The 12,925-nt window shown below is 36.7% G+C and carries 14 protein-coding genes; 5 read left to right on the plus strand and 9 right to left on the minus strand.

What is annotated here, in order from left to right:
- Positions 1-28: 28 nt before the first annotated feature.
- The 3 genes from BQ6100_RS17000 to BQ6100_RS17010 form a co-directional block, all read right to left on the minus strand.
- A complete protein-coding gene (locus BQ6100_RS17000) occupies positions 29-427 on the minus strand; it encodes a YugN-like family protein (protein WP_075982739.1) in 399 nt (132 codons plus the stop codon).
- 93 nt (positions 428-520) lie between these two features.
- On the minus strand, positions 521-1,870 hold the full coding sequence (locus BQ6100_RS17005; RefSeq protein WP_075982740.1) for a glucose-6-phosphate isomerase: 1,350 nt from the start codon (positions 1,868-1,870) through the stop codon (positions 521-523).
- Between the two features lie 193 nt (positions 1,871-2,063).
- Complete coding sequence (locus BQ6100_RS17010; protein WP_075982741.1) at positions 2,064-3,227, minus strand: iron-containing alcohol dehydrogenase; 1,164 nt, start codon at positions 3,225-3,227, stop codon at positions 2,064-2,066.
- Between the two features lie 141 nt (positions 3,228-3,368).
- Between BQ6100_RS17010 and BQ6100_RS17015 the strand changes: the two genes are divergently transcribed.
- Complete coding sequence (locus tag BQ6100_RS17015) at positions 3,369-3,602, plus strand: DUF378 domain-containing protein (protein ID WP_075982742.1); 234 nt, start codon at positions 3,369-3,371, stop codon at positions 3,600-3,602.
- Positions 3,603-3,698: 96 nt separating this feature from the next.
- Here the strand turns inward: BQ6100_RS17015 and BQ6100_RS17020 are convergent, their stop codons facing one another.
- Both BQ6100_RS17020 and yugI read right to left on the minus strand, forming a co-directional pair.
- Positions 3,699-4,889: an ornithine--oxo-acid transaminase gene (locus BQ6100_RS17020; RefSeq protein WP_075982743.1), complete on the minus strand. Its 1,191-nt coding sequence runs from the start codon at positions 4,887-4,889 to the stop codon at positions 3,699-3,701.
- 222 nt (positions 4,890-5,111) lie between these two features.
- Positions 5,112-5,501: a S1 domain-containing post-transcriptional regulator GSP13 gene (gene yugI, locus BQ6100_RS17025; RefSeq protein ID WP_075982744.1), complete on the minus strand. Its 390-nt coding sequence runs from the start codon at positions 5,499-5,501 to the stop codon at positions 5,112-5,114.
- A 196-nt stretch (positions 5,502-5,697) separates the two neighbouring features.
- Here yugI and BQ6100_RS17030 point away from each other — a divergent pair, with 196 nt between their 5' ends.
- Positions 5,698-5,895: a helix-turn-helix domain-containing protein gene (locus BQ6100_RS17030; RefSeq protein WP_075982745.1), complete on the plus strand. Its 198-nt coding sequence runs from the start codon at positions 5,698-5,700 to the stop codon at positions 5,893-5,895.
- A 218-nt stretch (positions 5,896-6,113) separates the two neighbouring features.
- On the opposite strand, the gene BQ6100_RS17035 is transcribed toward BQ6100_RS17030, so the two are convergent.
- Together BQ6100_RS17035 and BQ6100_RS17040 are read right to left on the minus strand one after the other, a co-directional pair.
- Entirely contained in the window at positions 6,114-7,280 is a 1,167-nt protein-coding gene (locus BQ6100_RS17035) for an aminotransferase (protein WP_075982746.1), read from the minus strand.
- Complete coding sequence (locus BQ6100_RS17040) at positions 7,280-7,780, minus strand: Lrp/AsnC family transcriptional regulator (RefSeq protein WP_075982747.1); 501 nt, start codon at positions 7,778-7,780, stop codon at positions 7,280-7,282. The genes BQ6100_RS17035 and BQ6100_RS17040 overlap by 1 nt, the downstream gene beginning before the upstream one ends.
- Before the next feature lie 230 nt (positions 7,781-8,010).
- Between BQ6100_RS17040 and BQ6100_RS17045 the strand changes: the two genes are divergently transcribed.
- Positions 8,011-9,180, plus strand: a complete 1,170-nt coding sequence (locus BQ6100_RS17045) for a MalY/PatB family protein (protein WP_075982748.1) — start codon at positions 8,011-8,013, stop codon at positions 9,178-9,180.
- 38 nt (positions 9,181-9,218) lie between these two features.
- On the opposite strand, the gene BQ6100_RS17050 is transcribed toward BQ6100_RS17045, so the two are convergent.
- Positions 9,219-9,428, minus strand: coding sequence for a hypothetical protein (locus BQ6100_RS17050; protein WP_075982749.1), 210 nt, complete (start codon positions 9,426-9,428; stop codon positions 9,219-9,221).
- A 154-nt stretch (positions 9,429-9,582) separates the two neighbouring features.
- On the opposite strand from BQ6100_RS17050, the gene BQ6100_RS17055 reads away from it, so the two are divergent.
- Complete coding sequence (locus tag BQ6100_RS17055) at positions 9,583-9,963, plus strand: kinase-associated lipoprotein B (protein ID WP_075982750.1); 381 nt, start codon at positions 9,583-9,585, stop codon at positions 9,961-9,963.
- A gap of 127 nt (positions 9,964-10,090) precedes the next feature.
- On the opposite strand, the gene kapD is transcribed toward BQ6100_RS17055, so the two are convergent.
- Positions 10,091-10,714: a 3'-5' exonuclease KapD gene (kapD, locus tag BQ6100_RS17060; protein ID WP_075982751.1), complete on the minus strand. Its 624-nt coding sequence runs from the start codon at positions 10,712-10,714 to the stop codon at positions 10,091-10,093.
- A 322-nt stretch (positions 10,715-11,036) separates the two neighbouring features.
- Here kapD and BQ6100_RS17065 point away from each other — a divergent pair, with 322 nt between their 5' ends.
- Positions 11,037-12,896 carry a transglycosylase domain-containing protein gene (locus BQ6100_RS17065; RefSeq protein ID WP_075983613.1) on the plus strand — a complete coding sequence of 620 codons (1,860 nt, stop codon included), beginning with the start codon at positions 11,037-11,039 and terminating at the stop codon, positions 12,894-12,896.
- Positions 12,897-12,925 lie beyond the last annotated feature (29 nt).

Genomic DNA, 12,925 nt, shown 5'->3' on the forward strand with positions numbered 1-12,925 from the left:
CCAAAATCAATATATTACTAATAAAATCTTAGGTCAGTATAGACTCCAGTTCAAAAATCATTGCTTTTCCTAGCTCCACAAACCTCTCTGGAACATCGGCATCTTTGTTAACAGGTTCAGCAAATTGATTAAAAGAAGCAGAAAAGTTCCCAGTTGAAGCTTGATCCAATCCCCTCTCATATTGATGCCCAAGGAGATACGGCCTTGATAGCTCTACCGTACAACCCCTTGAATCCAATTGTCCATCAATTGCCTGAAAAGGAACCCGTAAAAATTGATACTCACCCTGATCTGCAATCTTGTAGTCAAACGAACCATGATCATAATCCCAATTTCCCCCAATTGCATATCCTAGGGGTTTCAAAAGCTGTTCAAGTTTATACAAATCATACTGCTTGCCTTCAATTTTGGAAGGAATTTCAATCATCCATTCATTCTCCTTTCACGATTTTTGATTAGTTTCTCCGAAAAAAAGAGTGTTAGTCTATGACTAACACTCTTTCGTATTTCAAATCATTTATTATTTTAGGCGTTTTTCAAGCTCTGCTTTCTTTTCTTCATAGCCTGGTTTTCCAAGAAGGGCAAACATATTTACTTTATATGCTTCAACACCAGGTTGATCAAATGGATTTACTCCTAATAAATAGCCGCTCATCGCACATGCCTTTTCAAAGAAATAGACTAAATATCCAAATGTGTATTCATCCATTTTTGGAATAGATACGATTAAGTTAGGAACTCCTCCGTCTGTATGAGCAAGCATGGTTCCTTCGAATGCTTTATTATTTACAAAGTCAACGGTTTTTCCAGCAAGATAATTTAAACCATCTAGATCATTTTCAGCTGCTTCGATTGTTAATTCGTGACGTGGGTTTTCAACCTTAATAACGGTCTCAAATAAATCACGGCGACCTTCTTGAACATATTGTCCAAGAGAGTGTAAATCAGTTGAAAAGTTAGCTGAAGATGGGTAAATTCCCTTTTGGTCTTTCCCTTCGCTTTCTCCGAATAGCTGTTTCCACCATTCTGAGAAATATTGAAGACCTGGTTCATAGTTAATTAACATCTCGATGGTTTTTCCTTTATTATAAAGGGCATTACGAACAGCAGCGTATTGATAAGCAAGGTTTTCCTCTACTTCAGACTTACTAAAGTCTTCACGAGCTGAAGCTGCTCCCTTCATCATAGCTTCAATATCAGCACCACTTACAGCAATCGGTAATAACCCAACAGCAGTTAATACGGAATAACGGCCGCCGATGTCATCTGCAATAACAAATGTTTCATAGCCCTCTTCATTGGATAAAGTTTTTAATGCTCCACGAGCCTTGTCAGTTGTAGCAAATATTCTTTTTCTTGCTTCCTCTACACCATACTTCTCTTCAAGAAGTTTGCGGAAAATGCGGAAGGCAATTGCAGGTTCTGTTGTTGTACCAGATTTAGAAATAACATTGATGGAAAAATCTTTTCCTTCAAGTAGATCCATTACATCTCTCATATAAGACGAGCTAATGTTATTTCCTACAAAGATGATTTGTGGTGTTTTACGCTGTTCTTTTGAAAGTGCATTATAAAAGCTGTGTTGAAGCATCTCAATTGCAGCGCGTGCTCCTAAGTAAGATCCGCCAATTCCAATTACAAGTAATACATCAGAATCCGCTTTAATTTTTTCTGCTGCTTTTTGGATGCGTGAAAATTCTTCTTTATCATAGTCTACAGGTAGGTCAATCCATCCTAAGAAGTCATTTCCCGCACCAGTTTTTTCATGTAGTGAATGATGAGCAACCTTAATTGCATCACTCAAGTATGTAATTTCGTGTTCGCCAAAAAAACTAAGTGCTTTTGAGTAATCAAATCGAATATGTGTCATGAATGATCCTCCATCTATATTATTTACTATTTCACTTTATCGAAGTCCGAAGTCGGAATCAAGGAGTCCCTTTATTTGTAAGCGCATCCAATTATGACATATTTTTTACTTATTCAACTTAAATATGTATATGTTTTAATATCTACATATAAAGGAACCATTTTAACTTTTGAAAATGGTTCCTTTATTATTTTTACAGAGAAGCGCGATAAATAGCGAGCACATCGTCGCGATTTAGCTTTTTGAATACACCAAATTCTCCATTAACCATTGCTTTATCTGCCATTACATCAATTTTGCTATCATCGATTTCGTAATCAGCTAGTCTTGATGGGGCACCGAGACTACTCCAGAATTCTCTTAACTTTTCTATTCCTTCGAGTCCCACTTCCTCTGTGGTTTTTCCTTCTGGATTCACACCAAAAACTCGAACTGCAAGCTGTTTAAATCGCTCTGGCTTCACACTCAAATTATGCTTCATCCAGTTAGGGAATAGAATAGCTAATCCTCCACCATGAGGGATATCATAAATGGCAGAAACAGCATGTTCAATATTATGAGTTGCCCAATCTCCTCTGAATCCCATGGAAATCATCCCGTTTAGAGCAATCGTCCCATTATATAAAATTGTGGCACGGTGCTCATAGCTTTCTAGATTTTCTAGTAGCTTTGGCGCAGCTTCCATCACCGTCAATAGCAATCCTTCACACATACGGTCCTGCAATAAAGTGTTTTCTTCCAGATGAAAATAATGCTCGAAGGTATGAGACATCATGTCTACAATTCCGTAGACAGTCTGATTTCTTGGTACAGTATATGTATTCGTCGGATCCAGAATCGAAAATCTCGGGAATACAGCTGGTGATCCCCAACCATATTTCTCATTTGTTTCCCAGTTCGTTATAACCGAGCCGGAATTCATTTCAGATCCTGTTGCAGCAAGGGTCAAGACTGTACCAAAAGGTAATGCCTCCGTTGCAAATGATTTTTTGGTAACAATATCCCACGCATCGCCATCATATTTTGCTCCAGCGGCGATTAATTTCGTACAGTCAATAACACTGCCTCCACCGACTGCTAAAATAAAATCAATTCCTTCATTTTTACAAATTTCAATTCCCTTTCGAGCAGTTGTAATCCTTGGATTAGGTTCCACACCAGAAAGTTCAAAAATCTCTGCTTGAATCTCTTTCAAAGTGTCAATTACCTGATCATACAGCCCATTTTTCTTGATGCTACCCCCACCATAAACAAGTAGTACCCTCTTTCCATAGCGAGGAACTTCCTTTTTCAGTTGTACAAGTTGATCTTTTCCAAAAATCAATTTTGTTGGATTCCAATATGTAAAGTTCTGCAAAGAATTCAACCTCCTCTTCGAATATATTATCTAATAAAAAGGAAATTAATGCAAAAACAAGAAATTCTCAATGGAATTCCTGTATAAATAATGGTTTGATGATTAACTATATTAGTGAACCCAAAAAAAGGAGGATACATCATGAGCTTTATTCAACGTATTGCACTAGTTCTTACCATCATTGGAGCAATAAACTGGGGTTTAATTGGATTTTTCCAATATGATCTTGTAGCATCTATTTTTGGTGGACAATCCTCTACCCTTGCTCGAATCATATACGGTTTAGTTGGGCTTTGTGGTCTTATAAACCTTGGCTTACTCTTTAAGCCAAATGAAGAAATGGAAAGATCGCCTCAGGCTAAGCCAAGCAGATAGTATTTACTCATATGAGAAATTGAAAAAACAATCCTTGCATCAAATCACAAGGATTGTTTTTTTATAATAATAAGACCCTAGCTTTATTTCTCTAATTCAACACAATACCTCTTTAATTCGTTCAATGGCCCAATCTAATTCCTCTTCCATTATGACAAGTGGTGGGGCAAAGCGAATGACCGTGTCATGGGTTTCTTTACATAAGAGCCCCTTTTCTTTAAGTTCTTCACAATATTTCCTTGCAGGTTCACTGAGCTCAACACCAATAAATAAACCCTTTCCTCTTACTTCTTTAATCAAAGGATTATTGATTTCCTTTAACTTTGAAACAAAATACTCTCCAAGGCGGAGGGAACGGTCTGCAAGTTTTTCTTCTATTAATACATTAAGGGATGCAATGGATACTGCACAGGCCATTGGGTTTCCCCCAAAGGTTGAGCCGTGTGACCCTGGATTAAAAACCCCTAAGATCTCATTATTTGAGACGACACAGGAAATAGGAAATACTCCCCCTCCAAGTGCTTTACCAAGAATGTACATATCGGGAACAACATCCTCCCATTCACAGGCAAACATCTTCCCTGAACGTCCAAGACCAGCTTGTATTTCATCTGCAATAAATAAGACGTTTTCTTTCTTACATATATTTGATGCTTCCTTCAAAAATCCTTCCGGTGGAATAATGATTCCAGCTTCCCCTTGAATAGGTTCAATTAACAATGCAGCAGTATTTGGAGTAATGGCAGCCTTTAATGCTTCGAGATCACCAAACGGAATAAGCTTAATTCCAGGGAGCATCGGACCAAATCCCCTTTTATATTCCGGGTCTGACGATAATGAAACCGCTGTCATTGTACGGCCGTGAAAATTCCCAATGCAGGCGATGATTTCTGCTTGATCTTCAGCAACCCCTTTCACATCATATGCCCATCTACGAGCAGCCTTTATTGCAGTTTCTACTGCTTCTGCACCAGTATTCATAGGAAGTACCATTTCCATATTTGTTAATTGACATACTTTTTCATACCATGGCCCAAGCTGATCATTATGAAAGGCCCGTGAAGTTAAGGTTACTCTATCTGCTTGTTCTTTTAATGCTTGAATAATTTTGGGATGACGGTGACCTTGATTTACGGCAGAATACGCACTTAGCATATCCATATATTTGTTTCCTTCGGGATCTTCTACCCAGACCCCTTCTGCTTTAGAAATGACGATTGGAAGAGGGTGATAATTATTTGCACCATATTTTTCAGTCTGTTCAATGATGGATTGTGATTTTGTCATATCCAGTCCTCCTTTTCTAATTATCTTAATACTCTATGCTTTTTAACTTCTTTAAATTGTTTGAATACCAATTTAACTATATGATAACATACACACCCAATCTCTTAAAATTATAATAAATATATATAATATGTGACGAATTAGAATAAAGGAATAGATTGAGTTAGGAGTATGTGGCCAATAAAAAAAGCCAAGCAATAACTTGGCCATTAATAATTGGGATTATTTTTGTGATTGATCAATCCACTCTTGAAGTTTATCTTTTAGAGTATTAAATCCTTGTGGTGCTTCAGCTTCTTGCTTAATTGCAGCAGCTGCTTGACGTCTACGTGGCTTTTTAACCTTTTGTACTTCAGGTTGTGCAGGTGCTTCTTCGGTTGCACGAATGGATAATCCAATTTTTCCAGCTTCTGAATCAATGGATAATACTTTTACATTAACCTCATCGCCGACTTTTAGGAATTCGTTAATATCCTTTACAAATCCATGAGTAATTTCAGAAATGTGAACAAGACCTTGAGTATTTTCATCAAGAGCAACAAATGCTCCATATGGTTGAATTCCAGTCACTTTTCCTTTTAACACACTGCCTACTTCGATAGTTTCTGCCATAGAAACACTCCTAAATCATTTTTATTTTATCCCATTTATACGCAATAAAAAATTATATCACAAACTCCTTCTTAATACAAAAGATAAGGGAATAGATTGTTTCTTCGAATTAACAGAATGTTCAATTAAATAGAATAAATTTACATTTAGCCGTGTTAAAATCAACTTAAAGAACAATTGCAAGGGGGATGAGATGATGTCAACTGTTGGTCAAAACATAAAAAAAGCACGAGAGAACCATAATTTAACCCAGGAAGAACTTGCATTTAAACTTCGAGTAGGTTTAGCAAGGGTTGAAAAATATGAGTCGGGAGAGCAGATTCCTGACACAAATATGATTCTGTTGATATCTACTGTTCTAGATGTACCCACCTCAGAGTTAATTGCTCAATGAGCTCCTTAGTTATTTTTTATGAAAATAGAGGATTTTATAAGCAAATACAATAGAAAAATTACCAGATAGTATAAAAACTCTCCCAAAAAAGGTATAAAAAGGGGAATACTGGTTAACCTTATGATAAGGCTTTCTAGTATTCCCCCCTTTTTGTATTGGACAAACCGTCAATCGTTTGTCCTTTTTTTTATCTTCCTAAATGACTCTTAAAAAAGCCACTAAAATTTCTTGAGAAATTTCTCCATTCTTTTAATCGCTTCTTGAAGCTGTTCCATTGATGAAGCATAGGAACAACGCACATGACCTTCACCGCTAATACCGAATACATCACCAGGTACAACAGCCACTTTTTCTTCTAGTATCAATCTTTCAGCAAATTGCTCAGAGGTTAATCCTGTGCTTTTGATCGATGGAAAAGCATAAAATGCTCCACCAGGAACATGACAAGTGAGTCCAATTTCATTAAGTGATTGGACAAAATAATTTCTACGACGGCGATAGCTTTTTTTCATTTCCTCCACATCGTCTCTGCCATTCTTTAAGGCCTCAATGGCCGCATATTGGGACATTGTGGAAGCACACATCATTCCATATTGATGTATTTTTAACATTGCCTCCGAGATTTCGATTGGAGCACATACAAAGCCAAGGCGCCATCCAGTCATTGCGAATCCTTTTGAGAAACCGGAAATTAGAATGGTCCGTTCCTTCATTCCTCTTATTGTTGCAAGGCTTGTATATTCCTCATCATAGCTAAGCTCTGCATATATTTCATCCGAAATGACTAACAAATCATTCTTTATAACGAAGTCGGAAAACCTTTCTAATTCCTTTTTCGTCATCATGGATCCAGTTGGATTATTTGGAGAACATAGAATAATTGCCTTTGTTCTCTCTGTGACAGCTTTTTCAAGCTGCTCAGGAGTAACCTTGAAATCATTTTCCTTTAATGTCTGAACCTCAATTGGTTTACCACCTGCTAGAGTCACTAAAGGAGCATAGGCAACAAAGCTTGGGTCCAATACAATAACCTCATCCCCAGGGTCAAGAATGGTTCTTAATGCTATATCTAATGCTTGACTACCACCAACCGTTACGATGATTTGGTTCTTCGGATTATAATCAACCTTGAATCGGTCGCTTAAATAATATGAAATTTCTTTTCTTAATTCGATTAAACCAGCATTAGCAGTATAAGAAGTATAGCCTTGCTCAAGTGATAAAATGGCTGCCTCTCGAATGGACCAAGAGGTCACAAAGTCAGGCTCTCCTACTCCTAATGATATGACGCCCTCTACACCAGCTGCTAAATCAAAAAAACGTCGAATCCCAGATGGCTTAAGTTCATCAACTGTTTTAGATATATAGGATTTCGTTTGTTCCATTATGGTGACACCACGATTCGTTTATCTTCGTCGTTTTGTTCAAAAACTTTCCCATCATGCTTATATTTCTTCAAGATAAAGTGAGTAGTCGTTGAAATAACTGAGTCCAGTGTTGAAAGTTTTTCTGATACAAAATGGGCAACTTCATTCATTGTCTTTCCTTCAATGACTACAGATAAATCATAGGCTCCAGACATCAAATAAACGGATTTTACCTCTTTAAAACGATAAATTCTTTGGGCAACATCATCAAAGCCTACTCCTCGTTGTGGAGTAACCTTTACGTCAATCATAGCTGTTACTCCCACATGTCCCTCGACCTTTGACCAATTGACAATCGAAGTATGGGTAACAATAATTTTTTCATGCTCCAGCTTTTTAATAATGGATTCAACCTCAGAAATATCAAGATTGGTCATTTTTGCAAGATCCTCATTGGTTGTTCTTGCGTTTTTTTCAAGAACCTCTAGAATTTCGAGTTCCTGTTCCGTTAACTTCATGTCTTTCACTCCATAACCTTTTTTGAAATACAATTATTATAGCAGAATTTCATGACATTATCTCATCATTTTGCTACTTTTCTAAAAATACCATTAATTAAGCTTCATAAGAAAGGGAAACTGCTTCATGCAGGTAACTTTTTTCATTAATTAGAGTTAATGATTTTACTTTTTATTTCCACCCCTTATCATATAAATAGGTACATAAGAATTTTAAAAGGGGTGACGTTATGGCTAGCTATGATTTTAATCAAGTAGTAAATCGGAAAAATACTTCGTCAGTCAAATGGGAATTAACAAAGGAAATTTTTGGGACTAGTGATGTACTTCCTATGTGGGTCGCTGATATGGACTTTGAATCACCGATTGAAGTAAAGGAAGCTATTCAAAAAAGATTAAATCACGGAATTTTTGGTTACACCTATTCTTCTCCATCCGTTTCAAAGGCTGTTCAAGCTTGGGTAAAGAATAGACATGGATGGGATATTGAACTTTCTTGGATTAAATTTCATTCCGGGATAGTCCCAGCCATAAGTACTGCGATTCAGGCATTAACAAATCCTGGTGACAAAGTGATGCTGCAATCACCTGTTTATACACCCTTTTTTACCATGATTGAGAAAAATAATCGTGAAGTCGTAAATAGTCCCTTGCTGCTAGTGAATAATCGCTATGAAATCGATTTTTCCCAGTTTGAAGAAAATCTGAAAAATGGAGTGAAACTTTTCTTGCTCTGTAATCCTCATAATCCAGGAGGAAGAGTTTGGACTGAAGCGGAGCTAAGACAAATAGCCGAGCTTTGCCAGAAATATAATTGTCTTATACTCGCTGATGAAATTCATTCTGATTTAATCTTCAAGCCAAATCGGCATATTCCAATTGCGTCATTAAATGAGCAATATAAGGATTTTATCCTTACTTGCATTGCACCTACCAAGACTTTCAATATTGCTGGTCTGCAAGCGTCTGCAGTTATTATTGCTAATCCATCCATTCGAAAATCCTTTGAAGCAACCTTAGCCAAACAGGGATTACATGGACTTAATATTTTCGGTATTATTGCTTTAGAAGCTAGCTATCGCTACGGGGAACAGTGGTTAGAGGAATTACTTCCATATTTAAAGGAAAATGTCGATATCGCAAGAGAATATATCGCGAATCATATTCCTAAGATTAATTTCATTAATCCAGATGGTACTTATTTATTATGGCTTGATTGCCGAAATCTTGGATTATCTGATCAAGAAATACGAGAGAGCCTGTTACAGAAAGGGAAGCTTGCTCTAGAGCCAGGAATGAAATATGGACCTGGTGGAGAGGGCTTTGTAAGGATGAACATAGCCTGCACGAGAAATACCTTATTAGATGGACTCGAACGGCTCAAAATTGCTTTTGAATAGGCTTTTATAAACGTAAAACAAAAAAGGAGAACAACCCACTAACGGCTGCTCTCCTTTTCATTTAATAGATTCATTCTGTCCTCAATTTTTTTTGCTTCTCTCGCTTCTTTTCGGGACACATGGATGATTAATCTTGTTGTCAATACCGCTGCAATCATAAAGATCACTAACCAAATGGCAGCAGGGATATATTCCGTTTTGTCTTCAGGAAAATATAAAAACAGTGCTAATACATAAGAATGAAACAAAGTCTTCTCCCTTTCCTCCTATTGACATTGTTCAAATAGATTATATCAGTAAATAAACCCCAATCCAACAAAAAGGATTGAATCCGTCTTTTTGTCTTTTTAACCGTTTTGCGGGATAATACATTTAGAAATATGAAGGAAATGGGGAAATGAGATGGAAGAGCTTCAAATTGGAGAAAGAGTAACGGCCATTTACAAAACTGGGAAATATATTGGTGAAATTACAGATATTCGACCTCAGCATTACTTGGTTCGCATATTAGCCGTAGTACGCCACCCCATGCAAGGAGATATTCACCATCCTAAGGATGTCGAGGTTGGTTTCTTTCATGAAAGAAGAGCATTAGCCTATCGAGAGCAAACCAACGTCCCAAAAAAGATGGTTAAAAGATTCGAAGAAGAATTACCTAACTATCAAGAATCATTGAAAATCGCCGTTGAAAAAATAAAACAGGAATTAGAAAATGATTCATCTCCCTGGGCAGAAATGAGTTTAAGGAACATACAATCATTGGAAAATGACTACTTTAAGTAATTAATCGTTTCTATCGAAAGCTTCAGGGTACGCCAAAAGAAAACAAAATGCCCTACGTTCCAATAAACTGACAGGTTGAATAATGATAAAATGATAAAAGCCAAATCACTTTATTAGGATTTGGCTTTTATGCAAACTTATTTAATAGCTTTGAGAAATCGACACGGTCCCCAATCGTGGTTGGTTCGGCTTTTCCTAAATATCTTTTATCCTTTTCAACTAAGCTAAAGATATTGTAGGTCGTTAATGCGTCATCTAATGCTCGATGGTGTTTACCCGTTCCTTCCTTCCCATACGCCTGTACAGCCTTCCATAATCCTGTTTGGTTTTGATCCCCGAAGAATTTCTTGTATTCCATAGATAAATCAATTTCCCTTCCATTAAAAGGAAATTGGAGATTCGCATTTCTACAATTCTGTCTCAAAACCTTCATGTCCATATTCCCCCAAGTAACGATGGAATTCTTGTTGGTTTTATTATTGATTTCATCTAACTTTTTAACTAGTTGAATGAATGTCATTCCATTATCGACCTGTTCTTGTGAAATATTGAGAAATGACTTACATCTTCTTGACAAAACTGGAAATTGGACTGGCCTTACATAGGAAGAAAACATGTTACTTATCTTATCATCTACAACTGTAACCAGCCCAACTTCAATAATCTCTGGATAAAATCCCCTGTAGTTTGGACTTTTTTCTGGCATGGTAAACTCAAAATCAATAAAGATGTGCTGGTGCTCCTCGTTCATTAATCCACCTACTTCCCATAAATACTAAACTAACAATATGGAACTTTTACAAAAAATGAGGTTCTCAAATTTTATATTCTATTATATCACGATAACATAGAGTTTTTTTATTTTTCTAAAATATTCTTGAAAAAGAATGTGTCCTTATACATGTTTCCCCTTGTCCATGGTCACTGATATCTGCGCAAGTTAATAAATTCCATCTTATATATAAAATATGTGCCTTTATAGTTTGGGTATTATGAATTATGATGAGAGAAGGGTATCTTCAATCCATGAGAATAACCCATATTTAATTCTAAAAAGGAATGAACTTATTACGGTGCGAATTTTCACTGGTTTTATTATTACTCTATTAATCTTACCCATTTTTATATACCTAACCATCACAATCACAAATGAAACAAAGAAGGTTCAAAGTCTTCCAGAGGTTCTTGACGAAAGGATTCCTATGACGGACGTCAAGCTTACACAGACAAGTTATATAAAGGATGATAATCATCGAGTCATTTCAGAGCTTTATGGCCCCATTCATCGAATTTATTTAACAGATGATAAGATTCCTTCTTTTCTTAAAGATTTACTAATCGTTTCTGAAGATCAGAATTTTTATAATCATCAAGGATTTGATCTTTCTGCAATGGCTAGAGCCCTTGCCATTAATGTGAGTTCCAGTGACATTGAGCAAGGTGCCAGTACGATTACTCAGCAGCTTGCACGCAATCTCTACTTAAATTATGAAAAATCCTATAATCGTAAATTAAGTGAGCTGCTATATGCCTATCAGTTAGAAAGGAAGTATTCTAAAGAGGAAATTTTAGAGTTCTATATTAATGCAATTTATTTTTCAAAAGGCGCTTATGGAATTGAGGCAGCTGCACAAAAATATTTTCAAAAAAGCACTGGAAAATTATCAAAGGCTGAGCTAGCCTTTTTGGCCGCCATTCCTAACAATCCTTCCTTATATGACCCGATTGCGTATTTTAAGCGTACGAAAAATCGACAAGAACGACTCTTAAATCAACTAAGTGAAAAAGGATATTTAAGCCATGAGGAGGCTCTAAAAATTTCAAGGGAGCCTATTCATCTGAGCTTAAAGAAAAGAATTGATTTATACCCTGATTATACTACGTTTGTTGAGAAAGAGTTAAGGGATTTAATTTCCCTTAAAGAAGGCTATGACAGTAAAATAAGAAGGGCAAATTCAAAGGAACAAAAACAGCTTGACGAAAAGCTATCGAAACGTGTCCAATCTATTATTGATTCAGGGATTATCATCCATACTGCCTTGGATGGATTCGTTCAGGATCGGGCAGTCAAAGCAGTCAATCAATATTTACCTTACAAGGATGTCGAGGGTGCAGTCGCTGTTGTTCATCACAGCAGCCATCAACTCATTGCCCTTGTAGGAGGGAAAAATTATCAAAAGTATAATTTTCACCGGGGATTTCAAGCATATCGGCAACCTGGTTCTTCCATAAAGCCGCTGTTAGATTATGCCCCTTATATTGAAAGAACACAATCATCGTTAACAGCAACCATTAATGCTGGACCCTTTTGCAGTAAAGGCTATTGCCCTGAAAATTATGGCGGGGCAACTTATGGAATGGTGAGCCTTGAACAGGCATTTATCCATTCGTATAATACCCCAGCGATCCGTTTGTTAGATGCAATTGGAATTAATCATGGGTTTTCAGACCTTAAGCATTTTCAGTTTCAAAAGCTAACTTCAAAGGATTATACATTAGCTGCAGCAATTGGTGGATTTACGTACGGAATGTCTCCAATCGAGCTAACTGGAGCCTATACTGTTTTTGCCAATGATGGGTTTTATCAACCTCCTCGTGCAATAACAAAGGTAACAGATTTAAACGGAAATATCCTTTTCAAGTGGGATGATAAGAAATCAAAGGTTTGGAGTAAGGATACCGTATCTAAAATACGTAGTTTAATGCAAAAAACAATGACTTCAGGTACGGCCCGTAAAGCCTATTTTCAAACGGAGTATGCTGGTGGAAAAACAGGAACAACAAATGATTATAAGGATTATTGGTTTGTTGGTCTGACAAAGGATTTAACTGCAGGGGTATGGGTAGGAAACGATCAATCTAAGAGCATCCAATCCATCGAGTCCGCAGCCCCTCACTTATACATTTGGAAAAGTATCGTATCTGAATATTAGCTTAAAAAAAGGGATGAAACTTGATTTCA

Source organism: Bacillus massilinigeriensis, from assembly GCF_900117315.1.
Classification (GTDB): Bacteria; Bacillota; Bacilli; order Bacillales; family Cytobacillaceae; genus Bacillus_BE; species Bacillus_BE massilionigeriensis.